Annotated in this window: 25 protein-coding genes and 1 tRNA gene; 12 read left to right on the top strand and 14 right to left on the bottom strand. The window is 61.5% G+C overall.

Features of this window, described 5'->3' with window-relative positions; genetic code table 11:
* The first annotated feature begins 54 nt into the window (after positions 1-54).
* The 3 genes from OKW20_RS01600 to OKW20_RS01590 all read left to right on the top strand — a co-directional run bounded on the left by OKW20_RS01600 (position 55) and on the right by OKW20_RS01590 (position 2857).
* Positions 55-627 (top strand): CGNR zinc finger domain-containing protein, encoded by a 573-nt coding sequence (locus tag OKW20_RS01600; protein WP_429169804.1) that lies wholly within the window; start codon positions 55-57, stop codon positions 625-627.
* Positions 628-858: 231 nt separating this feature from the next.
* Positions 859-1857, top strand: a complete 999-nt coding sequence (locus tag OKW20_RS01595; RefSeq protein ID WP_429169803.1) for an ABC transporter substrate-binding protein — start codon at positions 859-861, stop codon at positions 1855-1857.
* 112 nt (positions 1858-1969) lie between these two features.
* Positions 1970-2857, top strand: coding sequence for an ABC transporter permease (locus OKW20_RS01590; protein WP_043611179.1), 888 nt, complete (start codon positions 1970-1972; stop codon positions 2855-2857).
* Between the two features lie 72 nt (positions 2858-2929).
* On the opposite strand, the gene OKW20_RS01585 is transcribed toward OKW20_RS01590, so the two are convergent.
* Positions 2930-3838, bottom strand: coding sequence for a DMT family transporter (locus tag OKW20_RS01585; protein WP_429169802.1), 909 nt, complete (start codon positions 3836-3838; stop codon positions 2930-2932).
* A 152-nt stretch (positions 3839-3990) separates the two neighbouring features.
* Here OKW20_RS01585 and OKW20_RS01580 point away from each other — a divergent pair, with 152 nt between their 5' ends.
* Positions 3991-4464: an Lrp/AsnC family transcriptional regulator gene (locus OKW20_RS01580; RefSeq protein WP_113189672.1), complete on the top strand. Its 474-nt coding sequence runs from the start codon at positions 3991-3993 to the stop codon at positions 4462-4464.
* 168 nt (positions 4465-4632) lie between these two features.
* Positions 4633-5556 carry a diacylglycerol/lipid kinase family protein gene (locus OKW20_RS01575; protein ID WP_043611182.1) on the top strand — a complete coding sequence of 308 codons (924 nt, stop codon included), beginning with the start codon at positions 4633-4635 and terminating at the stop codon, positions 5554-5556.
* Here OKW20_RS01575 and OKW20_RS01570 read toward each other — a convergent pair.
* Together OKW20_RS01570 and OKW20_RS01565 are read right to left on the bottom strand one after the other, a co-directional pair.
* Positions 5493-7022, bottom strand: a complete 1530-nt coding sequence (locus OKW20_RS01570) for an ArnT family glycosyltransferase (protein WP_429169801.1) — start codon at positions 7020-7022, stop codon at positions 5493-5495. The genes OKW20_RS01575 and OKW20_RS01570 overlap by 64 nt on opposite strands.
* A complete protein-coding gene (locus tag OKW20_RS01565) occupies positions 7015-7992 on the bottom strand; it encodes a glycosyltransferase family 2 protein (RefSeq protein ID WP_429169800.1) in 978 nt (325 codons plus the stop codon). Before OKW20_RS01565 ends, OKW20_RS01570 begins: the two co-directional genes overlap by 8 nt.
* Before the next feature lie 132 nt (positions 7993-8124).
* On the opposite strand from OKW20_RS01565, the gene OKW20_RS01560 reads away from it, so the two are divergent.
* Positions 8125-9078, top strand: coding sequence for a lysylphosphatidylglycerol synthase domain-containing protein (locus OKW20_RS01560; protein ID WP_429169798.1), 954 nt, complete (start codon positions 8125-8127; stop codon positions 9076-9078).
* 43 nt (positions 9079-9121) lie between these two features.
* Here OKW20_RS01560 and OKW20_RS01555 read toward each other — a convergent pair whose 3' ends face one another.
* The 5 genes from OKW20_RS01555 to OKW20_RS01535 form a co-directional block, all read right to left on the bottom strand.
* Positions 9122-10624, bottom strand: coding sequence for an AMP nucleosidase (locus OKW20_RS01555; RefSeq protein WP_043611184.1), 1503 nt, complete (start codon positions 10622-10624; stop codon positions 9122-9124).
* Between the two features lie 83 nt (positions 10625-10707).
* The gene (locus OKW20_RS01550) at positions 10708-11028 is read right to left on the bottom strand and encodes a YnfA family protein (protein WP_429169796.1); all 321 of its coding nucleotides are present in this window, start codon (positions 11026-11028) and stop codon (positions 10708-10710) included.
* 145 nt (positions 11029-11173) lie between these two features.
* Positions 11174-11350 carry a hypothetical protein gene (locus OKW20_RS01545; protein ID WP_162251053.1) on the bottom strand — a complete coding sequence of 59 codons (177 nt, stop codon included), beginning with the start codon at positions 11348-11350 and terminating at the stop codon, positions 11174-11176.
* A 72-nt stretch (positions 11351-11422) separates the two neighbouring features.
* A complete protein-coding gene (locus OKW20_RS01540) occupies positions 11423-11596 on the bottom strand; it encodes a hypothetical protein (RefSeq protein ID WP_043611187.1) in 174 nt (57 codons plus the stop codon).
* A gap of 316 nt (positions 11597-11912) precedes the next feature.
* A complete protein-coding gene (locus OKW20_RS01535; RefSeq protein WP_034804181.1) occupies positions 11913-12254 on the bottom strand; it encodes a DUF2147 domain-containing protein in 342 nt (113 codons plus the stop codon).
* Between the two features lie 592 nt (positions 12255-12846).
* On the opposite strand from OKW20_RS01535, the gene OKW20_RS01530 reads away from it, so the two are divergent.
* Positions 12847-13113, top strand: coding sequence for a sel1 repeat family protein (locus tag OKW20_RS01530; protein ID WP_043611192.1), 267 nt, complete (start codon positions 12847-12849; stop codon positions 13111-13113).
* Positions 13114-13164: 51 nt separating this feature from the next.
* On the opposite strand, the gene OKW20_RS01525 is transcribed toward OKW20_RS01530, so the two are convergent.
* The 3 genes from OKW20_RS01525 to OKW20_RS01515 form a co-directional block, all read right to left on the bottom strand.
* Entirely contained in the window at positions 13165-14280 is a 1116-nt protein-coding gene (locus tag OKW20_RS01525; protein ID WP_429169795.1) for a pyridoxal phosphate-dependent aminotransferase, read from the bottom strand.
* 124 nt (positions 14281-14404) lie between these two features.
* The gene (locus OKW20_RS01520) at positions 14405-14782 is read right to left on the bottom strand and encodes a PilZ domain-containing protein (RefSeq protein ID WP_043611195.1); all 378 of its coding nucleotides are present in this window, start codon (positions 14780-14782) and stop codon (positions 14405-14407) included.
* A 199-nt stretch (positions 14783-14981) separates the two neighbouring features.
* Positions 14982-15338, bottom strand: a complete 357-nt coding sequence (locus OKW20_RS01515) for a hypothetical protein (protein ID WP_429169793.1) — start codon at positions 15336-15338, stop codon at positions 14982-14984.
* 297 nt (positions 15339-15635) lie between these two features.
* Here OKW20_RS01515 and OKW20_RS01510 point away from each other — a divergent pair, with 297 nt between their 5' ends.
* The 3 genes from OKW20_RS01510 to OKW20_RS01500 all read left to right on the top strand — a co-directional run bounded on the left by OKW20_RS01510 (position 15636) and on the right by OKW20_RS01500 (position 19827).
* The gene (locus tag OKW20_RS01510) at positions 15636-17855 is read left to right on the top strand and encodes a caspase family protein (RefSeq protein WP_052201534.1); all 2220 of its coding nucleotides are present in this window, start codon (positions 15636-15638) and stop codon (positions 17853-17855) included.
* 188 nt (positions 17856-18043) lie between these two features.
* A tRNA-Ser gene (locus tag OKW20_RS01505) sits at positions 18044-18133 on the top strand.
* A gap of 662 nt (positions 18134-18795) precedes the next feature.
* Positions 18796-19827: a porin gene (locus OKW20_RS01500; RefSeq protein ID WP_429115441.1), complete on the top strand. Its 1032-nt coding sequence runs from the start codon at positions 18796-18798 to the stop codon at positions 19825-19827.
* Positions 19828-19976: 149 nt separating this feature from the next.
* On the opposite strand, the gene OKW20_RS01495 is transcribed toward OKW20_RS01500, so the two are convergent.
* The 3 genes from OKW20_RS01495 to OKW20_RS01485 all read right to left on the bottom strand — a co-directional run bounded on the left by OKW20_RS01495 (position 19977) and on the right by OKW20_RS01485 (position 23740).
* Complete coding sequence (locus tag OKW20_RS01495) at positions 19977-20864, bottom strand: alpha/beta fold hydrolase (protein ID WP_429169791.1); 888 nt, start codon at positions 20862-20864, stop codon at positions 19977-19979.
* 167 nt (positions 20865-21031) lie between these two features.
* Positions 21032-21565 (bottom strand): BA14K family protein, encoded by a 534-nt coding sequence (locus OKW20_RS01490; protein WP_429169790.1) that lies wholly within the window; start codon positions 21563-21565, stop codon positions 21032-21034.
* A gap of 108 nt (positions 21566-21673) precedes the next feature.
* Positions 21674-23740, bottom strand: coding sequence for a transglycosylase SLT domain-containing protein (locus tag OKW20_RS01485; RefSeq protein ID WP_429169788.1), 2067 nt, complete (start codon positions 23738-23740; stop codon positions 21674-21676).
* A 293-nt stretch (positions 23741-24033) separates the two neighbouring features.
* On the opposite strand from OKW20_RS01485, the gene dapA reads away from it, so the two are divergent.
* Positions 24034-24918: a 4-hydroxy-tetrahydrodipicolinate synthase gene (dapA, locus tag OKW20_RS01480; RefSeq protein WP_043616670.1), complete on the top strand. Its 885-nt coding sequence runs from the start codon at positions 24034-24036 to the stop codon at positions 24916-24918.
* Complete coding sequence (gene smpB / locus OKW20_RS01475) at positions 24918-25397, top strand: SsrA-binding protein SmpB (protein ID WP_043616668.1); 480 nt, start codon at positions 24918-24920, stop codon at positions 25395-25397. The genes dapA and smpB overlap by 1 nt, the downstream gene beginning before the upstream one ends.
* Positions 25398-25450 lie beyond the last annotated feature (53 nt).

The following is a 25450-nucleotide window of genomic DNA, read 5'->3' as shown; positions in this document are numbered from 1 at the left end:
ACTCGCTTGCCTAATGTGTCAATTGTAAAAATAGGTGTTAGAAAGGAGGTCGACATGGAGGTGACGCCGTTCGTGGGAGAGCCCTTGGCCCTCGATCTCGTGAACACACGGCCCCGGGTCTCGGCAGGGGCCGTCGATCTGATCGCCGATGGCAAAGGGCTCCGGGCTTGGCTGGAACTGGAAAAGGACCGTCTGTCCGAGGTGAACCCGAGCGACCTCGTTTCGATCTCTGTCAAGGATCTGGGGCATATCCACGCCGTTCGCGACAGTCTGGCGATGGCGCTCGATCACCGGATGCGCGGGCTTGGTCTGCCCGCTGCAGCGGTCGAAGGGCTGAACGCGGCGATGCGCGCCGCGCCTGCGGTTCAACGACTTGAATGGGGCGATCCGCCCTTGCTCAAAAGTCAGAGAGAAGGGTCTGCGGCGGTGCGCCTAGCGGCCTTCCTTGCGCAGGACGCAGCGGAGCTGTTGGCTGGGCCGGGAGGCCAGCAGATCCGCAAATGCGAGGCCGAGGATTGCGTCATGCTGTTTGTCGGCAGCAATGCCCGGCGGCGCTGGTGCTCGGCGGCGCGCTGCGGAAACCGGGTGCGCGTGTCGCGCTATTACCGGCGCAGCAAAACGCCCTGACGCGCACTTCGACGATGCGCAAATATTAGGAAAGGCACCCGTTGACGCAAATGGGAAAGTCCTTGCCGGAAAAGCCCGTTAGCTTTCATGGTGTCATCGGCTTGACGCCGACGGATCTGCAGGCCATTCGGTCCCTGTTGTCTTGAGTTGGACCGAGCCCTGTGACGCTGTCGATCCCCGCGGTGAGATCGGCAGTGCGACGGGATGCACCGCCAAAACAAGGGAACGGAAATGAAGAAGCTTCTTGCAACGACTTGCCTGGCCGCAGGCCTCCTCGGCCTCGCCGGCGCAGCTTCGGCCGCCGAATGCGGCGACGTGACGATCGCCAACATGAACTGGCAAAGCGCCGAGGTGCTGGCGAGTGTCGACAAGATCATCCTGACGGAAGGCTACGGCTGCAATGCCGAACTGGTGGTTGGCGACACAGTGCCGACGATCACCTCGATGATCGAAAAGGGACAGCCGGATGTCGCACCGGAAGGCTGGGTCGACCTGCTTCCCGACGTCGTCAATCGCGGTCTTGAGGAAGGCAAGCTCGTCGGCGCGGCGATCGCGCTCTCCGACGGAGCCGTGCAGGGCTGGTGGGTGCCGAAATACATCGTCGACGCCAATCCCGACATCAAGACGATCGATGACGCCCTGAAGCACAAGGAACTGTTCCCGGATCCGGAAGACGCAAGCAAGGGCGCCGTCTTCAACGGCCCGCAGGGCTGGGGCGGCACGGTCGTGACGACGCAACTCTACAAGGCCTATGGCGGCGAGGCCGCCGGCTTCACGCTGGTCGATACCGGCTCGGCGGCAGGCCTCGATGGCTCGATCGCGAAGGCCTATGAACGCAAGCAGGGCTGGGTCGGCTACTACTGGGCGCCGACGGCCCTTCTCGGCAAATACGAGATGGTGAAGCTCGGCCATGGCGTCGAAGCGGATGCAGCCGAGTGGAAGCGCTGCAATACCGTTGCCGACTGCCCGGATCCGAAGAAGAACGACTGGCCGAAGGACAAGGTCCAGACGCTCGTGACCAAGGGCTTCGCCGATCGTGCTGGCCCGGCGATGGACTATCTCAACAAGCGCGCCTGGACCAACGATACGGTCAACAAGCTGATGGCCTGGATGACCGACAACCAGGCGAGCGGCGAGGAGGGCGCCAAGCACTTCCTGCAGGAAAACCCCGATATCTGGACCCCGTGGGTTTCGCCCGAGGTTGCCGAAAAGGTGAAGGCCGCGCTCTGATCGCGACGGTCATAGCCAGCGGGCGGCGCAGTCAGATGCGCCGCCTCTTCGTTCGAGGTCCGGCAAAGGCAAAACAACAATCGCGGCCGGCGAAATCTGAAGGGGAAATGGAATGGACTGGTTGACCCAGTTTCCACACATGGATGACGAGAGCCTGAGAGCCTTGAAAAAGGCGATCGACGAGGGATTTCGCGGCTTCACGCGCGCCTATGGCGACGCGATCGAAGGCTTCTTCGAGCCCTTGCAGTTCTTTCTCATCCAGTCGGAGCGCTTCATGACGAAGACGCCCTGGCCGATCATTCTGATCTTGATCGCTTTCATCGCCTGGGTGGCAAGCCGCAACTGGAAGATCGTCGCCGGCTGCATCGGCACGCTGCTTTTGATCGGCTACTTCGACATGTGGGACGACACGATGAAGACGGTCTCGATGATCTTCGTCTGTACCGTGCTGTCGATCGCCATCGGCATCCCGATCGGCATCGTCATGTCCCGTTCGGACCGGTTCCAGAACATCGTCAACCCGATCCTCGACGTCATGCAGACGATGCCGAGTTTCGTCTATCTGATCCCCGTCGTGATGCTGCTCGGCATCGGCAAGGTGCCGGGGCTGATTGCCGTTGTCATTTACGCGATCCCGCCGATGATTCGCCTGACGAACCTTGGCATTCGCCTCGTCGACAAGGACGTGCTGGAGGCGGCAGATGCCTTCGGTTCGTCGGGGTGGCAAAAGCTCAAGAACGTGCAGATGCCGCTCGCCTTGCCGACGATCATGGCCGGCATCAACCAGACGATCATGATGGCGCTCGCCATGGTGGTCATCGCCTCGATGATCGGCGTTCAAGGCCTCGGCCAGCCGGTGCTGAAGGCGATTGCCAACCAGTACTTTACGCTCGGCATCTTCAACGGGATGGCGATCGTCGGCATTGCCATCATCTTTGACCGCGTCAGCCAGGCCTATGGCCATCGGCTGCAGAAGCATCGCGAAATCATCCACGGCTGAGCCTTGGCGATCGGAAGAAAAAGGAAGGCCCCGGACGCGAAGAGCGCCGGGGCCTTTGTCATTTCGGGAAACTCAGCTGCGGGCGGAGAGGATGCCGGTCGAAAGTGCGACGCCGGTTGCGGTGACGACGGCGGCGAGGATCTCGAAGGGGCCGATCTGTTCGCCGAGCAGGATGGCGCCGCCGATCATCGCCAGAACCGGTGTCAGCGCCGTGAAGGCGGCCGCCTGCGTGCCGCCGAGGCTCTTCACGGCAAAGCCGTAGGCTACCATGGCGACGAGGCCGGACAGGATGCCCTGGCTGGTGACCTGCAGTGCGATCTCCTGGAGCGGAACGCCGGCGAGGGTGGTTCCGAAGCAGGCGGCGAGTCCCAGATGGATCAGGAACGACCAGATGGCGATCAGGGCACTCCCCTGCAGCGGGCTGAGGCCAGAGCGGCGGAAGGCATGGGTATAGATCGCCCAGAGGGTGGCAGCCGCCGGCAGCAGCGCGTATCCGCTCCAGCCGGTCGATGCCGCGCTGCCGAGGCTGCACGTCAGGAGGATGGCGACGCCGGCAAGGATCGCGGCAAAGCCGAGCACGCGCATCCGGTCCGGCCGCTCGCCAAAGACCGTGATGCCGATGAGGGCGGTCGCAAGCGGCATCGAACCGCCGAGCAGAACGCCGACCGAGGAGGCTGGAACGGAATGGATCGCAAAGGCGGAGACCTGAAAGAACAGGGCGCCCGAGCCGGCGACCATGAGAACCAGCAACAGGACCGGCAGCTTGCGCGGCAGCAGCCCGGTCTTCAGCCAGACCGGGGCAAGCAGCAGCGCCGGCACGCCGTAGCGGATCAGGCCGAGATCGATCGTGCCAAACGCGGTGCCGGCGGAATGGCGGGTCGCCAGTATCCAGCCCGCCCAGATGAGGACGGTTATGAACGCACCGGCATAGCCGGTGGCGACAGGCGTCGTATTGCCGCGATCGAGAGCGAGCGCAACCATTTGAATTTCCTTCCCGAATTGGATACCTGAGAGGCTTTGGGGTCTGGAAGGAAGATTACGCCCGGACAGCGGGGCATGTCCTTGCGATTTGTGCCCGAAATAGACTACTGTCAGCAACAATGTGCCAATAACAACATCTGAAGTTTGTAAAAATGCCAAGTCTCGATAAATTCGATCTCGCCATCCTCAGGATCCTTCAGGAGGACGCGCGCGCAACGAACGTCGAGATTGCCGAGAAGGTCAATCTTTCGCCGTCGCCCTGCCTGCGGCGCATCCGCAACCTGGAAAAATCCGGCATTCTGCGCGGCTACAGGGCCGACATCGATCGCAAGGAAGCCGGTCTCGGGCTGACGGTCTTCGTCGAAATCAAGGTCGGGCGCCATAGCCGCGAGAGCGCACAGCAGCAACAGGAGGCGCTGCTCGCCATCCCCGAGGTGGTGTCCTGCTTTCTGATCTCCGGCAATGCCGATTTCCTCGCCGAGGTCGTCGTCGAGGATCTGCCGGCCTACGAGAAGCTCTTGACCGAGACGTTGCTGGCCTTGCCCGGCGTCACCGACATCCGGTCCAATTTCGCGATCCGCTCGATCAAGACAGGCGGGCCGCTGAAGCTGCCGGAGCCGCGTTGATCGCTGCGCTGCCGTGACACTTCGCTTCTGTTGTTCCGGCCGTGATGGAGCGCGTGAAGGGTCCTGCGCTCCCGTTAAGTTTCGGTAAGGTTCTGGAATTGGCCGCAATCGCGCTTATCTGATCGCGGTGAGCCGCATTGCCGCGGCAATGGAGCCGACGAGCCGTTCATGAAAATCAAGGCAATCTTCAATCGCGACGGCGGAACGTTCCGCACGACGGACATGGCCGCCTATGGCCAGAAGGTCGAGGAAGTCTTCCAGGCCGCGGGCCACCAGATCGAGATTGCGGCGGTTTCCGGAAGCGAAATGCAGGAGGCGTTGGAGCGGACCTGCCGCCGCGACGACCTCGATGCCATTCTCGCCGGTGGAGGCGACGGCACGATCTCGGCCGCCGCCGGCGTCGCCTGGAAGAACCGAATGCCGCTCGGCGTCGTTCCTGCCGGAACGATGAACCTCTTTGCCCGCACGCTGAAACTGCCGCTCGATATCTGGAAAGTGCCGGAAGTGCTGGCAAATGGCGTGATCATTGACGGTGACATCGGCAGCGCCGATGGCCGCGCCTTCGTGCATCAGTTCTCCATGGGGCTGCATGCGCGCATGGTGCGCTACCGCGAATCCTACAGCTTTCGCTCAAGGGCGGGAAAGATCGCTGCCAGCACCCGCGCTGCGGTCGGGGTGATTCTCAACCCTCCGGATTTCGAGATCGAGTTTGATGTCGACGGTCACAAGGAAAGCCGCCATGTGTCTGCGGTCTCGGTCTCCAACAATCCGTTCGGCCGCGATACCCTGATGTATGCGGACGACGTGACTGCCGGTCATCTCGGCTTTTACACGGCGCCGCCCTTAAGCCCGCCGGGTGTCGCCAAGCTCGCCCTCGATGTGATGCGTGGAAAATTTCGCGACAGCCCGCTGATCACGGCCATGAACGGCCACGCGCTTGATCTGCATTTCCCGAAGGTCGAGCGCAAGATCAACTGCGTCATCGACGGTGAGCTTCTGCCCATGGGCCGAGACGTCGCGCTTCGCATTCACCCCGGCGAACTCAAGCTGCTCGTCGGCGCGGATCGCGACGGATCGTCGATCCAGAAGTAGCCGAAACTGTAGCGATCCTCGAGCTTGCCATGCAGATAGGGCAAAGCGAGCAGCTGCGGCTGTATTTGCGTTTCCGGCACGCCGAAGGATTTGAGGACATCGACGAGTGGCGCCGGTGGCGCTGCATCTGCCTTGCCGCCATTGGTCCAGACGACAAGAAGCGGCCCGGCCAGCTGATCGATCGCCGGGCTGCTGTTGTTGCCGGGCACGTAAACCTTGGCGCCGTGCAGGCGTGTTCGCAGGTTGCCGGCCACCTGCTTGTTGGTGGCCAGAACCATCGTCGGTTCGCGTCCATGCTGCTGAACGACGGTGTCGACAAGGGTGCTGTAGGGAATGCTCAATCTCGAAACCTTGCCGAACCAGGGCCGGACGACGGCGCGGGTCGACACCACGACCAGCGTCGTCACGATGACGAAGCCGATAAGGAGGGCGACGGGCCGGACGCTGCGTGTGGTATCGACGCCGGACGCCTCGACCTTGAGAGCCAGATAGAGCGGCAGCAGGGCGAGGAAGAGCACCAGCCACTTTTCCCGCATATGGGTGGCGCCGGCAACCAGCATGATGATGAGAACGGCGCCGAGACAAAGGACCAGCATGCGCCCGACGACCCGGGCCCAGAGGCTGTCGGCGCGCCAGATCGCCGGCAGGTCCTTGCGAAACACGAGGGCGAAGACGACGAGGATGATGCCTGAGCCGCGAAGCGTCGAGGCAACGAGCGCGACGATCGCCTTGAACGCCTTCGACACGAAACCGGCTTCCTGCCCCGTACCCATTTCCTTGAAGGTGTTGCTCGACGCGGCGCCGATATTTTGCAGGACCCAGTAGCCGTGCGGCAGGGCAATCAGCGCGCAGATTGCGATTGCGACAAGGATGCGCCAGTCGAACAGCCGGGAGCGAAGTTTCGGCTCAGGCAGGATCGCGACGATCGCGGCGACCGGAACGATCACGAAATTGTACTTTGAAATGACGCCGATCCCGACGGCGACGCCTGTCAGAGCATAGGCAAACAGGGTCGGTCGGTTCATCGTCCGCAGGAAGGCATAAAGGAACAGCGAAACGGCAAATAGCGCGGCGACCGTGTGGGAGAGGTCACGCTGGGCAAGCAGGAAGATCGGCGGGAGCGCGAGGACGCCCATTGTCGCAATGGCTGCCAGGCGCCGGTCGCCGACGACCTCACGGGACGCGAGGCCGAAGAAGAGACAACTGAGGAAAAGCAGGCCGTTCTTGAGCACGGTCATCGTGGCCACCGACGGGCCAAACAGCGAGGTCAGCCCGTATTGCAGCCAGTTGTAGAAAGGCGGTTGCGAACCGTAGCCGAGCATCAGGAACTGCGAGACATAGGCCTGCTCGGATTCGTCGATCTCGAGCGACGTCGAGGCGGAAAGCCTGAGTGCAATGCACAGCAGGAAGTAGCCCGCGATCAGCGCAAGGACCAGGTTTGGCCGGCGGTTGACGGCCTCAAGCATCTGTCTGGTCCCGCACGAAGACCTGCCGGACGATATAGCTCGTCGTGCCGTCGTCGCTGAAATAGGTGCGCGCCATCATCTCCGCTAGAATGCCTGTGGTGATGAGCTGCACCGACGAGAGGAACAACATCACCCCGACGATCAGCATCGGCCGGGTTCCGATATCGTTGCCGAGCACGAACTTGTCGAAGCCGAGATAGAGCAGGATCAGGCCGCTGAGTGCGCCCGCCGCAAGCCCGATCGAACCGAAGAAGTGTCCCGGGCGCGCCTTGTAGCGCATGAAGAACAGCACCGACAGGAGATCGAGAATCACCCGGAAGGTTCTGGAGATCCCGTATTTGGACTGGCCATGCTGCCGCGCGTGGTGGGTTACGGGCATTTCGCCGATGCGGCTGCTCGGCACGACGCCTGCGACCCAGGCGGGGATAAAGCGGTGCATTTCGCCCATCAGCTTCACCTGCTTGATGATCGACGCGCGATAGACCTTCAGGCTGCAGCCATAGTCGTGGAGCCGGACGCCGGTGATCTTGCCGATCAGGCGGTTGGCGCACCAGGACGGGATTTTCCGAAGGAACAGGCCATCCTGTCGGTTCTTTCGCCAGCCGACGAGCAGGTCGAGCTGACGCTCCTCGATCGCGGTGACCATCTCGGGAATATCGGCAGGGTCGTTCTGCAGGTCGCCGTCGAGCGTGGCGATCAGGCGGCCGGCGGCAGCGTCGATGCCGGCCTGCATGGCTGCCGTCTGTCCGAAGTTCTTCTGCAGCTCAACGATCTTGAGGTCGATGCCGGGATCGGAAAGCGCCTTTCTTGCATTCACGAGCGTTCGATCGGTGCTGCCGTCGTCGACGAGGATCAGTTCCCAAGGGGTCGGAAAATTCGTCAGTGCATCGCGGACCCGCGTAATCAGCGGCTGAATGCTGTCTTCTTCGTTGAATACGGGAATGACGACGGATAGCTCTATGGAATGCATGGGAACCGCTCATACATACGGCGCTCGCGCTGCCGCAAGAATTGGACTGTGCTTACATAAACATTTTCTTGCACAGATATCGGTGATAACCAACGTTCAATCTTGCCCTTCAACACGGGAAATCGAGGCCTGATGACATCGGATTGCGAGCCTGACCGGCGATCCTGGCTCGTCCGCAACCGGATGACATTGCTGTCGGCGGGCGCCATTGCGGCCTACGCGGCCTTCGTCGAATGGTTCTGGGGCTGGCCGGCGCTCTTGCGTCAGTGGTCCGAAATCGGCCTAGGTGCCGCGTCTGCGGCCCTCTTGCTGCTCATCGCGACCTACTTCATCCGCTGCTATCGCATCTACGATTACTTCCCGAACGAAACGTCGGGGCGCTTCCTGCCGCTCTTTCGCGTCACCCAGGTCCACAACCTCCTGAACATCATGCTGCCGTTTCGCGCCGGCGAGACCAGCTTTCCATTGCTGATGCGTTCGGAGTTTTCCGTCCCGCTCGCCAGGGGCACGGCCGCCCTTCTGGTCATGCGCCTGCTCGACCTGCATGCGCTCCTGGTCGTTGCCGTCGTCGGCTTGGTCTTCGGCAGCGGGTCGGTCGCGCTCTGGCTCGTCTGGTTTGCAGCGCTCGTCTCGCCGTTTCTCTTTTTTCTCTTGAAGGACCATGCGATCGCGCTGGCGCGCCGGCTTCTGCCGGCAAAGCTTGAGCCGGTCGTCGAGGAATTGGAGGCGGGCCTGCCGGGCACCGTGGCTTCCTTCCTTCGCGCCTGGGGCATGACCATCCTCAACTGGGCGGTCAAGGTGATCGTGCTCGCCTGGGTGCTGGCGTTCATGGGGGTTGCGCCGATTGCGGCCAGTTTTGGCGGCGCGCTCGGAGGCGAGCTCTCGTCGGTGCTGCCGATGCATGCGCCGGCCGGCGTCGGCACCTATCCGGCGGCGATTGCGGCCGGCGCCGTTTCCTTCGGCGCCCCCGCCGGTCGGGCGGGCCTTGAACTGCTGGCGACTGCCGGCGTCAACGCGCATCTTCTGATTATCGTGTCCGCGGTCGCGGGCACGCTGTTGTCGATGGTTCTGGGAAAACGTCGCTAGAGCGTCATGCCGTGGGGGCAATGTCCTGGCGACGTTCCGGCCTCTACTGGAACGAGGTTTCGTAGAAGCTTCTGAGCTTGCGGGAATGCAGCTTTTCCGGTGGCATCGCCGCGAGCTTCTGCAGCGCCAGGATGCCGATCTTCAAATGCTGGCTGACCTGCGTCTTGTAGAAGGCCGTCGCCATGCCCGGCAGCTTCAGTTCGCCGTGCAGCGGCTTGTCGGAGACGCACAGCAGCGTTCCATATGGCACGCGGAAGCGGAAGCCGTTGGCGGCGATCGTCGCCGATTCCATGTCGAGCGCAATGGCGCGCGCCTGCGACAGCCGCTTGACCGGGCCGCGCTGGTCGCGAAGCTCCCAGTTGCGGTTGTCGATGGTGGCGACGGTTCCCGTGCGCATGATCTGCTTGAGATCGTAGTCGCGATAACCGGTTACTTCCGCCACGGCGTCCTGCAGCGCCACTTGCACTTCTGCAAGCGCCGGCAGCGGGATCCAGACCGGCAGGTCGTCGTCGAGCACGTGATCCTCACGCATATAGGCATGGGCAAGCACGTAGTCGCCGAGCCGCTGGCTGTTGCGCAAGCCGGCGCAGTGGCCGAGCATCAGCCAAACGTGCGGGCGCAGCACGGCGATATGGTCGGTGATCGTCTTGGCGTTGGACGGACCGACGCCGATATTGACCATCGTGATGCCGCCGTGGCCCTTCTTCTTCAGGTGATAGGCCGGCATCTGCGGCAGCCGGGGGAGGGTGAAGTCCGTTTCCGGTTTGCTGGCGCCGGCGGGTGTCACGATGTTGCCGGGCTCGACGAAGGCGGTGTAGCCGTTGCCGCCTTCCGCCATCTGCTGCCGGGCCCAGGCGCAGAACTCATCGACGTAGAACTGGTAGTTGGTGAACAGCACGAAGTTCTGGAAGTGATTGGCGCTCGTTGCCGTGTAGTGGCTGAGCCGCGCCAGCGAATAGTCGATACGCTGCGCGGTGAACGGCGCGAGCGGCGACGGTTCGCCCGGACCCGGCTCGTAGGAGCCGTTGGCGATTTCGTCGTCCGTGGTCGTCAGGTCGGGTGCATCGAACAGGTCGCGCAAGGGGATGTCGATGGCGTTGGCGGCCGATGCCTCGACATAGGCGCTTTCGCCGAAGGCGAAATGCAGCGGGATCGGAGTGGCCGATTCCGAAACGGTGACGCCGAGACCATGATTGCGGGTCAGCAGCCCGAGTTGCTCTTTCAGATAGTGCCGGAAGAGTTTTGGCCGGGTGATCGTCGTCGTATAGACGCCGGGCGCACTGACATAACCATAGGAAAGACGGGAATCGACATGGCCGAAGCTGCTCGTCTCGATGCTGACCTGCGGGTAACAGGCGCGATAACGGGTCAGCGGCTTGCCGCCCTTGCCCAGCTCCTCGAACGCGTCGCAGAGGAACCGGGTATTGCGTTCGTAAAGCGCCTCGAGGCAATCGACGGCGGCAGCAGGATCATCGAAATACTGCGGCTCGAAAGGCTCGGGCGTTGCTGTGGAAAGGACGGAGTGTGCAGAGATTCGCTTGTTCATGTCGCATTATAGGCTGCGGCTTCTGACAAGCAAACGACAAGATGGCAGCACCCACAACCGCGAGGCGACTTGGGGTTCGTCGCTCAACGCGGTCCGGCGAGGATGATGGCACTGCCGAGCAGCGCGACCGTCATGCCTGTGAGATCCCAGCGGTCCGGCCTGACACCTTCCGCCAGCCAGAGCCAGAGCAGCGACGCGGCGATATAGACGCCGCCATAGGCCGCATAGGCGCGGCCGGCAGCCTCGCTGTCGATCAATGTGAGCAGCCAGGCAAAGAGCGCCAGCGACACCATGCCGGGAGCGAGCCAGAGGGCAGACTTGTCGAGCTTCAGCCATGCCCAGAAGGCAAAGCAGCCGGCGATTTCGGCAAGGGCGGCGAGGGCGTAGATGAGATAGGCGGGCATCGGTTCGGGTCTGGTGGCCTTGGCTGTAACGAATCCTCTGGAGACCCAAGGATAGGTAAGCGGCGCGCGGATGCGCAAGCCGGCCAAAACAAAAGGGCGCGATGCGCGCCCTTTACAGCTCGTGGTTCCGATCCATAGCGTTCCGTCAGGTCATGGCCTGGCGCTGCAGGGTGACGAAGAGGACAAGGCCCGCGCCCTGCTTGCCGATGCCGGTACCGCTGGCCTTGGAATAGGCGAGCGCCCCGACCGGCGCCATCAGCAGGCTTGCGAGCGCCAGGACGCGCAGCGACAGAAAGGCCGAAGTCGAAAGTGCTGCCAGCATGTTCGTCTCTCCATCAGACCACGAAGTGATCGGTTTCGGTTGGGGCTCTGGAACTTAGCCCGCCTGGCTGCGTTAGAGCTTGGCCTGGCAGTACTGTGCCGTGTGAACGGTGCAATCGGTCAGCGAACCGAGATAGGTATTGCTGCGGCGACGTTCGGTGTCAGCGCTGACCGCGGCGGCAAGAGAGACAGCGAAAACGACCATCAGAAGGCTGATGATGGTGAGGCGCCGAGCGAGGATATCCATGGTTCTGTCCGTTGTTTGGAGGCAGGTTCAAATCGATTGAGTGTGTTTTCGCATACCCAAACTGAATTGATGCTGAGATGTCCGTTCATCTGGCGTTCATCTTCGGTTGAACGTCCATGGAACCAAGAGGTGCCCGACCCCGGTGGCACTGTCCGTCGAAACGGAAGGCGTATGCTCGGGCCATTTTAAAGGCCTGTCGAGGGCGCCGGCGAAAGGCCGTTCGGCAGATCCTTCGCGCGCATGAAAAAAGGGCAGCCATCGGCTGCCCTTTCATCGTCGTGATCGTAGCGGCGATTTCCGCCGCGCGCCGGATCTATTAAAGACGGGTCCAGGTCTGCGACTTGCACAGCACCTTCAGCACGCAGCCCTTCATCTTCAGCGAATTGCCGTTAACCGCGCCGGAACCGCTATAGGTCTTGTCGGTATCCGGATCGGTGATCTCGCCCGAGTAGCTGCCATCGGTGCCCGAAAGGTTGCCGATGCGCTTGCCGGCATGTTTGCCGGTCTTCAGCGTGATGCAGAAGGCGCCGCCGCAGGGGGCGATTTCTGCCGTGGCGCCGCTCGCCGTCTTCCAGTTGCCTAAGATCGGTTCCGCCGCCGCGGCGGTTCCGGCAATGCCGAGAGCCAGCGTCGCGGTGATGAGCAATGTACGTAGCATTCGTGTCCTCCAATTTGAGGCTGCCGACGTGGTCCGCTCCGCCGGCAGCTCAAGATGTCCTCGTATGAAAAGGCAGTCTCCTCACCGCCGCGGGCAAGATAGCTTACGCGCACGTAAAGGTAAACAAGCCGAATCGCGGCCCTTGCCGCTTTTTCCTGGGCGGTTTTGAACGCTTCTTGCGCAAGGAATTGCGCGGACTTTGCTGGCGCCGATCTTTTCGTGGTTAGCGTTTGGTTGAAATCGTCGATTGAATTTTTCGTAAATTTTGAGGCGAATGCGCCGGATTTCAGGCCCTCCGATGTTTAACAAAAACTCAAGTTTACCAAGCGTTTGAACTTTGTTTGTCGCAAATTAAGCATGCATTTTAAGCGCCCATTGAAGCCCGTCAGGCATAGTGAAGCCATAAGACGAGCGGAACGAAACGCTCCGAAAACCACCGAGGACGACACCGCAAAAGACGGCGCGCTTCGGAAAGGCCCGCAAAGGGGCAAGGTCGAACAGGGACCAAAACAAGTGCTGATCTGGAGCATGGTCCGCCCCAAACGGGCGGGCCGCTTCGGAAAAACCAACCAGGCAAGACAGGGACACGACAATGGCACGCTTTGATATGCAGATTGCTTCGGATGCCGCGATGGGTGGTGACAACCAGGCGGAAACCTTTTGCGACATGGGTCTGGCCTATGCGACCGGCCACGGACGCCCGGTCGATCTCGTCGCCGCCCACAAGTGGCTGAACATCGCGGCGATCAAAGGTTGCGACCGCGCCGTCGATCTGCGCGCCGACCTGGCGATGACGATGAGCAAGCCGGATCTCGCAGCAGCACTGCGCGCCGCTCGCGAATGGATGACGGTCCACTGATCGGACAGGCGGCGCCCGACGGCGCCGCAAGCTAGGCCTTGAGAAAAGGCGTCAGGCGAGTTTCTTCAAAACCGCGGGCATGGCCGCTTCGAGCAGGGCCATCTCTGTCTCTGGTCCGGTGCTGATCCGGATGCAGCGATTGAGCGGCGCGACCCCGGGCATCCTTATGAAGATGCCGTGGTCGCTCATCAAGGTATCGACGATCGCGCGGGCATAGACCGCGTCCCTGCCGCAATCGACAGCCACGAAGTTGGTGGCCGAGACGAGCGGCGCAAGGCCATTTTGCGTGGCGATGGCGGCGATACGCTGCCGCGACTCTGCAATCTTGGCCGTCACTTCCTTCAGATACACCTGGTCCGCAAGCGCTGCGATCGCCGCAGCGACACCGATCCGGTTCATGCCGAAATGGTTGCGGATCTTGTCGAAAGCCTGGGCCGTGCCCGGCGTGCTGATCACATAGCCGACGCGCGAACCCGCAAGCCCGTAGGCCTTCGAGAACGTGCGCGTGCGCACCACGTTCGGCATGTCGATCAGGGCGTCGATCGGCGGCAGCGCATCGGCCGGCGCGGTTTCGCAATAGGCTTCATCCAGAATGAAGAGCGTCGTCTCGGGCAAGGCCCTAGCAAATTCAACAATGCGTTCGGCCGACCACCAGCTTCCCATCGGATTGTCGGGATTGGCGAAATAGACGAGCGGTGCATTTTCCTGCTTCACTGCTGCCAGCAACCCGTCGAGGTCTTCCCGGTCGCTCGCATAGGGCATGGTGACGAGCCGGCCGCCATGGCCGACGACGTGGTAGTTGAAGGTGGGATAAGCCCCGAGCGAGGTCACGACCGGCATGCCCGGCTCGATCACCATGCGGACGATCTGGCCGAGCAGCCCGTCGATGCCTTCGCCGATCGCGAGATTGGCCGGGCCGGTTCCGAGATGGGCTGCAAGCGCCTGCTTCAGATCGTGATTCTCAGGGTCGGCATATTTCCAGGTCGCGCTCGCCGCTTCCCGCATCGCCGAAAGCACGCTCTCGGCCGGACCGAAGCCGCTTTCATTGGCGCCGATGCGCGCCGCGATCGCGCGCCCGCGCTGGCGTTCGATCGCCTCCGGCCCGACAAAGGGGATGGTGGATGGAAGGGATTGGATGAGCGGCGTGAAGCGAGAGAATGCGGACATGCTGAAGATAAGGCCCCGTTCGAATGACGTAGCGGAACTTATCGCATGCTTCGTCAAAGCGGAATCGCTGCCGAAAGAAAAGCTGCCGGAATCCGCGGCCCTTCGCCTTGCAGTCGGCGTCGGCCTATCGCCGCGGCTTGGCGTTCTTCACTTGCCCGGTGAAGAATTCCTGTCGGATGATTTCGCGCAGCAAGGTCTGCTCGATCGGCTTGATGAACTGCACGCCGATGCGCTCGCCATTGCGATAGACCTCGGCGCATCCGATCCGAAGCGACGTGCCGACGATGTGCAGATAATAATGTTGCGGCAGGCCGATATTGGTGTCGACGGCAAAGCTGGCGCCACCGCGCGATATGTCGATCATCCGGCAGGAGCGGACCGAGACGCTTCCGAGCCCCGGCTGCACGGCAGTCAGCGTGCCCGCATGGCCGATGGAGAAACGCTCGTAGCGCCGCTCGTAAAAAGGCGAGGGGACGCAGGAATACATCGTCTGGTTCTGCATGCGTCTGTCTCCGCCAGTGCCGGGTCGGACGGCGCGATCAACCTCTGACCGCATACCAAGACCCCGGACAATTCATTTGTCCCACATCATATCGGTGGGCGATTTCCACCGATGCTAGAATCAGTTTTGCAGAAGAAACTTGCAATCCCCTGAAATCGATCACTAAAAATCTAATGTCAGCGTTGCCTGGATTGGAGGTTCAAAGACCGCCGCTGGAAAACTGGATGCGGATCAGGCGTCTCAGGAAGTCGGCCGAAAGCAGCATGTTGAACCGCACCCCGAGTTCCGTACCTTCGCGATGGACCTGCGAACACCCGATTTCCTCTTTGAACCCCTCTATCTCGAGGAAGAAGTGTTTCGGTATCAGGATCGACGCGTTGAAATCCAGCATCGCGCCGGCAACCGAGATATGGCGCAGCAGACATTGGTACTTGGTCTTGGCCTTCAGGTGCTGGCCGATGACGAGGATCCGGCACGGCCGCTCGATGAAATAATGCTGATGGGTCGTGGCGAGTTGGCCGGGCTTCCCCTCGGCGACATGCATTTTCATTGACATGGCAAGCTCCGTATCAGCGCAGCCCTCGGCGGATCTGTGGTGTTCTTAACGGACTCACCGTTTCGCCACCGTGATTGAGCTAAGCATGCCGACTTGCTTAGACCTTGTGCCATCGGCAGGCGTCATCGCTAAAATATGGCGTGCGCCGACATTGAAAGCCCCAACCTCATACGTAATACTTTCGTCAGGCAAGACCGGGAGCGCCGAGGGCAGCTTCCGAGGGCAATCGGGCGAGGCGTCGTCTGTCGTTGAAGCTGGGCAAGGCGGAAAACGATGACCGGTGCCGGAGGGAATAGCATGGCCTTGGGGCTTTCGCGGCGGTGGCTGCCGCTTTCGATCATCTGTGTAGCGCTGTTCGTGTCGATGCCCGCCGGAGCGTGGGCGGCAAAGCGCGTCGCGCTGTTGATCGGCAATGAGAAATATGCAGCGACGTCGCCGCTGAACAATCCCGCCAACGACGTTGAATTGATGAAGGCTTCCTTCGAGGACGCCGGATTTGATTCGGTAACGACCGTGCACGACGTCGGTCGCCAAGACATGGTCAAGGCGCTGCGCGACTTCGAGGATCTCGCGACCGGTGCCGAGGTTGCGATCGTCTATTATTCCGGCCATGGCATGGAGATGAACGGCGAGAACTTCCTGCTTCCCGTCGACGTGCAACTGAAGACTGACAAGGATGTCGAGGACGAGGCGATCGACCTCGACCGGGTTCAGCGCTCGCTCGAAGGGGCAACCAAGCTCAAGCTTGTGATTCTCGACGCCTGTCGCAACAATCCCTTCGAGCAGAGCATGACGCGCTCGATCTCGACCAGGGCCGTTTCGCGTGGACTGGCGCGCGTCGAGCCCGAATCGGCCGATCTTCTCGTTGCGTTTGCTTCCAAGGCCGGCACGGTCGCGCTCGACGGGGAGGGCAAGAACAGCCCCTTCGCCACGGCACTCGCCAAATATCTGACCGAGCCGGGTGTCGATGTCCGCATCGCGCTCGGCAAGGTGCGCGACGAGGTGGTTTCGGTGACAAATCGCGGCCAAGAGCCTTTCGTCTACGGCTCGCTCGGTGGCGCCCAGATCTTTCTCAACATCAAAGAAGTGAACATCACCGTCACCAACAATGGCGGACAGCTGTCGCCGAACAGCCAATCGGAAGCGGCTGCCGACTGGCAGAACATCCGTGATCTCGCCGACAAGGACCTGCTGACCGCCTTCCTGGCCAAGCATGGCTCGGACCCGGTGTATAAGATGCTCGCCGAAAAGAAGCTGAAGCTCTTGAGCGAAGCCGAGCAGACATCGAGCGTGACGCCGGACGAGATTGCCTGGGAAGCCTTGAAGCAGTCAACCGATGCGGCGGCACTGACGCGCTTCATCGAGCGCTACCCTGACAGCCAACACAAGGCGGAGGCCGAGCAGCAGATTGCAGCCCTCGAGCCGCAGAAGGGCCTCAACGTCTCGCCGACCGGCAAGGACACCCAGGCTTCGCGCGATTGCTATCTGCTTGCCGGCGAGCCCCAGTCGATGCCCGGTTTCCTCGGGGTCAACTTCCTGAAACTCGACGCCGAGCGGGCGCTCACCGCTTGCGCCCAGGCCGTCAACGAGAATCCTGACGATATGATGCTCGTCAATATGTTGGGTCGCGCGCAGGACGCCGGGCGCAACTATGTCGAGGCGCGGCGCAACTACCGGAAGGCGGCCGATGGCGGCAACATGTACGCGCTGACCAATCTCGCCTGGTTTTCGGTCTACGGGACCGATGGGCCGGTGGATGTCGACGAGGGCAAGCGCATGTTCGACCAGGCGGCCCGAGCCGGCAATGCTTATGGCCAGGCTTCGCTCGGCTGGCTCTATCGCGAGGGCTATGGCGGCATCGCACAGGACTATGCGGAAGCCGCCCGGTGGTATGAACTGGCCGCCAATCAGGGATACGCCAATGCCATGGCGACGATGGGCTGGTTCTACCGCGAGGGCCTTGGCCTGCCGAAAGACCTCGGACAATCGCTCGCCTGGTACAAGAAAGCAGCCGAAAGTGGCGACGCCAACGCGATGTCGTCGCTCGGCTGGGCCTATCAGAATGGGCTGGGAACCGAGCAGAGCTACCCGGATGCCAAGGTCTGGTACGAGAAGGCGGCCAATGTGGGCGATTCCTATTCCATGGCGCTGCTCGGCTGGTTCTACGATATCGGCAACGGTGTCGCGCAGGACTATGTGCAGGCCCGCACCTGGTACGAGATGGCGGCCAACGCCGGTAGCGCCTATGCGATGGGCAACCTCAGTCGCCTCTATGATTATGGCCTTGGCACCAAGGCGGACGCGAAGGAGGCGGTTCGCTGGGCAGCGGCCAGCGTCGAGGGTGGGGATCCGGCCAAGCTCGATGAACTGAAGAACCAGCCCAACAACTTCACACCGGCCTTCCGCAAGGAAATGCAGAGCCTCTTGAAGGACCGTGGGTATTATGGTGGCCCGGTCGACGGCGAGTTTGGTGCTGCGACTCAACAGGCAATCGAACGGCTCGCGCGCAAATCGTAAGGAGCACACGACTGCGCCGACACGGAATCACATTGCCGCGTACACCGGCCTTGCCCGGGAAGATGAGGGCGAACACAACGCGGTGCGGCCGGACTTGCCGATCGGCCCACACGAAAATGCGAGGTTTTCCCGGAAACCGACAAAAAAATCTTGCATTGGCCGCGGACTGACACTAGTCAGGCGCTAACGGAGAGGTGGCCGAGTGGTCGAAGGCGCTCCCCTGCTAAGGGAGTATACCGGAAACGGTATCGAGGGTTCGAATCCCTTCTTCTCCGCCACTATCCCAAGCAGCCCATACCCTTTGCGCTCTGCCGCTTCGAGCAAGCATATGGTTTCGGCTATCTCTCGCAGAATTTCACTCGTCGTGGTTCATTGGTCGTGGCGGCAATTCGCTGTAGTCGCTCGCGCATTCTTGATGCTGCGCGGTGCTGGCGTTCACAGCGTCCAGAATCACTTGTGCAGGGCGTTTCGCGAATCTCTGCGTTGATTCTGCCGATTCCTCAGCCCTCCATCCTTTCTTCACGAAGCGCTTTTTTGGAGCGAATGCTGTTTTAGGCATTCTGCGGGTCATCTGAATCGAAGTTCGCGTCCAGCTTTTCCCCTGTTTTAGGCGGGTTTCTGCCTCTTTCTGAAACAGGCGACCTCCGTCTTCCCTATGCTAACCCCCCGTCAGCAAAGGGTTTTCTTAATGCTTTGTTAATTTTCTTCGGGGGTCTGCGGCGATTTTGTGTCGTTTCAGCAACAGGGCTCGGCGAAGGGCGATGCAAAGGAGGTGAACTCGCCAGTTGGACGTTGCGCCGATGATCCGGTCTTGTATTTTCAACTCCGGAAGCAAGGGCGGTTGATCGTCCGACTTCTTGAACGTTGGGGATGGGGCAGGGAAAGCTGTCCTTCAGCAAAATACCCAGACCCGTTTGAAACTTTTGACTGGAGGTCAGAAATGAACATCAAGAGCCTTCTTCTCGGCTCCGCTGCAGCTCTCGCAGCAGTTTCCGGCGCACAGGCAGCCGACGCAATCGTCGCAGCCGAGCCGGAGCCCATGGAATACGTTCGCGTTTGCGACGCTTTCGGCACTGGCTACTTCTACATCCCGGGCACCGAAACCTGCCTCAAGATCGGCGGCTTCATCCGCTTCCAGGTTGACTACGGCCGTGACGCCGTAAACAACAAGCAGGGCTGGGGCAACCGCGGCACGTCTGACTGGGATGCCTTCTCGCGCGCTTACATCTCGTTCGATGCCAAGAGCGACACCGAGTACGGCACGCTCACCGGTTTCTTCGCTGCTGAATTCAACGCCGATAACGACTCCGACGAAGGCGACAGCCTGATCGACGTCGATGAAGCCTACATCCAGCTGGGTGGCCTCAAGGCCGGCTTCTTCTACAACTGGTGGGATAAGGGCCTGAACGGCGAAACCGACTCGCTGGGCAACAACACCGAGTTCAACTCGATCGCTTACCTCTATGACGGCGGTTCGTTCCAGGCCGGTATCTCGATCGACGAACTCGAAGGCACCGAAACCACCAAGAAGAACGGCATCGGCGTTTCCGGTATCGTATCGGCTTCGCTCGGCGGCGTTTCCTTCGACCTGCTCGGCGGTTACGACTCCGAGTTCGAAGAAGGCGCGATCCGCGCTCTGCTTTCGGCTGACCTCGGCCCGGGCGTATTCCAGCTCGCTGGTATCTGGGCTTCGGACCCGAACGCCTACTGGAAGAAGTCTGAATGGACCGTTGCGGCTTCGTATCGCTTCAACGCCACCGACAAGCTCGCCATCACCCCCGGCGTTCAGTACTTCGGTAGCCTCCAGGATTCGTTCACCAGCTTCGGCAACGACGATGCATGGCGCGCTGGCGTCACGCTCGACTACAAGATCACCGAAGGTCTCGCGACCCGCGTGTCGGTCCAGTACGAAGATGCTGACAACAAGGACGACCAGGTATTCGGTTTCGTCCGCCTGCAGCGCGACTTCTAATATCGTCTGACCTCGGTCAGAAGAGAGAAACCCGGCTTTCGAGCCGGGTTTTTTCGTTTGGTATGATGCTGTGAATCTGGCCCTGCAACCTACACATCATGCTTGAGGAATCGGGGAATAGGGACCGCCTCGGGGGCGGCTTCCGTGGGTCAGCGCGAGCGCACGATGTCGTTCAGAAATGCGGCGATTGCCTCGCGTGGGCCGTCCAGATGAAGCAGCGGTGCATGTCCCTGGCCAGGTGCGGTGAAATCCGCCAACCCGGCGTGTCGCCGGTGCATTTCGCGCACAGTTGTCTCTGAAAGAACCCGCGAATGCTCACCCCTGACGACCATCAGGGGGATCTGGCTCATGGCGTCAAAGGGTCTCCAGAGATCGGGCAATGGTGTTTCGGGTGTCAGGCCGCGCAGTGGCAGCGCGATCGCCGGATCGAAATCGGCGACCGGGACGCCATCTTCGTCGCGATATATCGCTTTGGCCATGTCCGACCAGTCGCCGTCGGTTAAGGAAGGAAAGTCGACGCCGTGCAACGTCCTTAGATAGGTGGCTGCTGTCGCCCAGCTCGTCAGTGCGTCGCCCGAGTTGAGATAATCCCGGATCGCAAGCAGCCCCCCAATTTCGATCACAGGCCCGATGTCGTTGAGCACTGCGGCTGCAATCAACGATGGGGCACGATCGATGAGGTTGTGGAGGATCAGGCCACCACGGGATGTCCCGATAAAAATTGCCTTTTCGACAGCGAAGTGCGCACAAGCCGTTATCACATCGGCCGTTTCGACGGCCACCGTGTAGCGGCTCTTGTCGCTGTCGCGTTCCGAGTTGCCGCGCCCTCGGTAGTCCAGTGCGATGACGGGAAAGTCGCCTGACGTCGAAAGAAAGCTTGCGAGTTGGTGAAAGTCCCGGCTGTTGCGGGTAAGGCCCGGCAGGCAGATGATCGGTACTGCCGCGGATGGCGAGGGGGGAGGGCCGTAGCTTCGCGCGTAAAGGAGAGGCCCGTCGGAACTGCGGAAGAAATGCTCCTGGAATACATCTTGACCCATGCTGCTCCCTCTCGGTCAGGCGAAATCCTATCCGTTTGAAGGGGAAGAGCAAGTTGCTCGGGCCGACATTGTTCGGCGGCCCGAGCATGGCTGGCGAGGACCAACTTTGCGTCTTTCTGTTGCGGCTCTCCTGTCCGCTTCGGTCGTCTGCTCGGTTACTCCCTAGCTCAATAGGGCGAGCTGCATTGGCGCCGAGGGCCACCATAGGGCTGATAACTGTTGTCCCAGGCTCTATAGGAGCGGTAGCGCGCATAGCACCAGCGCTGATGCGCGTTGCCGCTGACGGCTCTTGGTCCGTTGTAGTATCTCGGGCTATTGTAATATCGCGGTTGGCTCAGCAGTCCGCCGATGATCGCGCCTGCGGCCAGGCCGCCGATCACCGCCCCGACGTCGTTGTCGTCGTGGTCATAGTGCCTGCGATATCGATCCCGGTAATATCTGTCGCGGTAATACCCGCTGCGATTATAGTCGCGGTAGTCGCGATCCCGATCGCGATAGCCATGTCGGGCGCGAAGTTCACAATAGGGAACGGCGCAACTGGATCGGCTCTTGCGTTCTTCGCCGCGCTCGTAAGAGAACTGAACCTGTTGAACGTTGGTCGTGCTGGAGAGGATCGGCGGAGTGCTTGGAAACGCGCCGGCGGGTGGCACGCTGCTCAAGGTGGTCGCCAGAGAAAGGGCGACGATTGTCAAGGTCTTCATAACGTTCACCATTTCCTTCGGAATAGACTGGCCTTAGGAAGGAAATGGTTGAGCTCACGGTTTGTGCCCCCGGCGCTCATCACAATTATTTGATTGCCGCCAGACCGGCTATTGCCGGCCCATTCGCAGGTCTTCGACGATATCGGCCTTTTGCCCAAGCCTCGACTTGTAGACCTGATAGTTCTCCATCACCCGCTGGACGTAGTTGCGGGTTTCTTGAAACGGAATGCGTTCGATCCAATCGACGACTTCGTCGATCGGTTTTCCGCGCGGGTCGCCGTAGCGGTCGAGCCATTCGGGAACGCGGCGCGGGCCGGCATTGTAGGCGATGAAGGTGAGGATGTAGGAGCCGCCAAAACTGCTGATCTGTTCGCCGAGATAATGCGCGCCAAGCGTGGCGTTGTAGCCGGCGTCGCTCGTCAGCCGGTCCTGTGAGTAGGCAAGGCCATAGCGGCTGGCAACGCCCTTGGCCGTTCCCGGCATCAGCTGCAGCAGGCCGCGAGCGTTTGCGGTGGATATGGCGCCCGGGTTGAAGGCGCTTTCCTGACGCGCAATCGCATAGGCGAGCGCCTTGCCGGAGCCGTCGATATTGGCGCTCGATGGGATCACGCCGACGGGAAACGCGAGCGCTGCGACATCGATCCCGCGCCCGAAGGCGATCTTGCCAACCTGGAGCGACAGCTGATGATTGCCGGTTTTTTCGGCGCGGGCCGAAAGCAGTGCCAGCTCGCCCGGGCTCGTCAGTTCGTCGGCAAGCGCCCGGTAGATGCTGTCGGCGCGCCAGGTGTGGCCAGTGCCTTCGAGCCGCGTGATGGCGCGCACCGCCTCGCGGTTTTCGAACCGTGATCGGTCGTCTGCCGTCGGGGCCGGATAGGCGACGTTCAGCGTCTTGCGACCCAGCCGGGCGGCCGCGAGTTGCCCGTAGAACGTCCCGGGATAGCGGGCCGCATTTGTAAAATATTCGTTGGCGTCACCCGGTCCGCCCGCCTCGGCCGAGCGCCCAAGCCAGTACCATGCGCGCGAAGCGGAGAGGGGGCGGCTCGACACATCGAGAATGCGGCGGAAGTGACGTGCAGCGGTCGCCGGGTCCTCCATGCCGCGCAGGGCATACCATCCGGCATGAAACTCGGCGTCGATGATATCGGTCGCCTCGGTTGCGAGATGGCTGGCGGCGATCCGGTAGGCGCCCCGAAAGTCGCCATTGTCGAGCAGCCCGCGGCTGACGACGCGTTGCTCGACCCACCATTCGCCGGGGTTGACCAAAGCGCCCTTGTCCTTGGGCATGCGCGCAAGGAGCTTCGCCGCTTCCTCGTATTTCTTCTGTTTGCGCAGGTACTCGACCTGAATAAAGAGATAGGCCGGATCCTTGCGCCAGGCGGGGTCGACCGCTGCAATGAGGGCCGTCGCCTTGTCGCTGCCGCGGCTGACTGCCGCCCAGGCGCGATACAGCGATTGAGCCTTTCCAAGGTCGCCGAACCGTTCGGCCTGCTCGACGCGGTTGCGATAGAGAAGCATCACCATGCGGCGCTGATGATTGTCAGCGGTCAGGAGGCTGGAAAACTCGTCGAGGATCTTGGTTTCGATGTCCTTGTCGAGCGTGTCGCGCTGCCAGATCGCACGCAGGTTCTTGGCGGCCGTATCGGCTTTTCCGGTGGCGACGAGCGCGCGGGCGAGAATGAGGGAGCCTTCGGTCGTTTCCGGCTGCGTGTTGCCGAAAGCCGCGAGCACGTCGGCCGCTGGCGGGTTCTCTCGATAAAGCGCTCGTTCGGAGTTGGCGCGCAGGGATTTCAGCCCCGGCCATCCCTGCAGTTCCCGTTGGGCGTCGGCAATTTCGAAGGAAGGCACGCCTCGCTGGCCGGAAACGGCGATCGCCCAAGTCAAGATGTGCCGATCGAGCGTGCCTTCGGCCATGGCGTCGCGCACGGCAATCGCCGCGGTCGGCTGCTTGTTGGAAAGAGCATCGAGCCCTGCCTTGAGATCGCTGCTGAGCGGTCCGGCCACTGTCGCGATGGCATTCGTGGTTTCGTTCGTGGCAATGGGGACCGCCTTGTCCGAAATCACGGGCTTGCGTGTCGGAACCGGTACGCGATCGAGGGTTTCTGCGCTGCCTGCCGACGCTGCCAGAAGCGCCGCGCCGAAGATGGCGGCGGCAGGCAGATATATTGACCCGCGCATCAAGAACCCCGTGTTCCCCGTGTCCAACTTCGTCCGCCGCCAGATTGCCCGATGACAAGGCGGGCGGCCAGTATCGATCACAACAATTGCACCAAACCCGCTCTCGCCCTGGTTGGGCGGTCGTGATTATGCGTGCCAAACATCAAGCTTTTGCATGAAAACCGGCGTGAAATGCCGTGTTACAACGCTTGCCGCAGCCACGTCACATGATTATGGTGCGGCAGTTTTTTTAACCGTCGATTACGGCCAAAGCATGAGTGCAGACTTCGCTTTTACGCCGTCAGGAGTTGTGCATGTTCAAGGGTTCCATTCCCGCTCTCGTAACACCGTTCACCGCCACCGGCGCGGTGGATGCGGATGGTTTCGTCGCGCATGTGGAATGGCAGATAAAAGAAGGCAGCCACGGCCTGGTGCCGGTCGGCACCACCGGCGAGTCTCCGACCCTCTCGCATGACGAGCACAAGAAGGTCGTCGAACTCTGCATCGAGGCCGCCGCCAAGCGCGTGCCGGTTATTGCCGGCGCCGGCTCCAACAACACGACGGAAGCGATCGAACTTGCTCAGCATGCTGAAAAGGCCGGTGCCGATGCGATCCTCGTCGTCACGCCCTACTACAACAAGCCGACGCAAAAGGGTCTCTTCGCGCACTATGCGGCAATCGCCGAAAGCGTGAAGGTGCCGATCGTCATCTACAACATCCCCGGTCGCTCGGTCGTGGATATGAGCGTCGAGACCATGGCGGCGCTCAGCAAGGCTTACGCCAACATCATCGGCGTTAAGGATGCCACCGGCAAGATCGAGCGCGTCTCCGAGCAGCGCATGGCCTGCGGTCCGGAGTTCGTCCAGCTTTCGGGCGAAGATGCAACCGCGCTCGGCTTCAACGCCCATGGCGGCGTTGGCTGCATTTCGGTCACGGCAAACGTCGCACCGCGCCTTTGCGCCGAGTTCCAGCAGGCGACGCTCGCCGGCGATTATGCCAAGGCGCTCGCCTATCAGGACAAGCTGATGCCGCTGCACAAGGCGATCTTCATGGAGCCGGGCCTCTGCGGCGCCAAGTATGCGCTGAACCGCCTCGGCCGCATGAGCCGCGCCGTGCGCTCGCCTCTGTTGCCGACGCTCGAGCCGGCAACCGAGGCTGCGATCGATGCAGCGCTCAGACACGCAGGATTGATGAACTGATGGCACCCAAAGGAAGCCAGCGTACGGTCAACAAGGTTGTGGCGGAAAACCGCAAGGCCCGCTTCAACTACGAGATCGTCGACACCTACGAGGCCGGTCTGGTTTTGACCGGCACCGAGGTCAAGTCGTTGCGCGAAGGCAAGGCCAACATTGCCGAGTCCTATGCGACGGACGAGGGTGGCGAGATCTGGCTGATCAACTCCTACCTGCCGGAATATCTGCAGGCGAACCGCTTCAACCATGAAACGCGGCGGCGGCGGAAACTGCTTCTGTCGAAGCGCGAGGTCAACCGGCTACAGGGTGCTGTCAACCGCGAAGGCATGTCGCTGATCCCGCTGAAGATCTACTTCAACGATCGCGGCCGCGCCAAGCTGGAACTGGCGCTGGGCAAGGGCAAGAAGCTGCACGACAAGCGCGAGACGTCGAAGGAACGCGACTGGAACCGCCAGAAGAACCGCCTTCTGAAGGACCGCGGCTAAGAGAAATCCCTTTGCGTTGCATCCGCCAAAGACGGCCGGTGCAACGCCACAGT

Origin of the sequence: Ensifer sp. LBL, assembly GCF_050435225.1 — a bacterium.
GTDB lineage: Bacteria > Pseudomonadota > Alphaproteobacteria > Rhizobiales > Rhizobiaceae > Ensifer.
The sequence above is the reverse complement of the archived record's forward strand: the minus strand, read 5'-3'. Positions and strand labels throughout refer to the sequence as shown.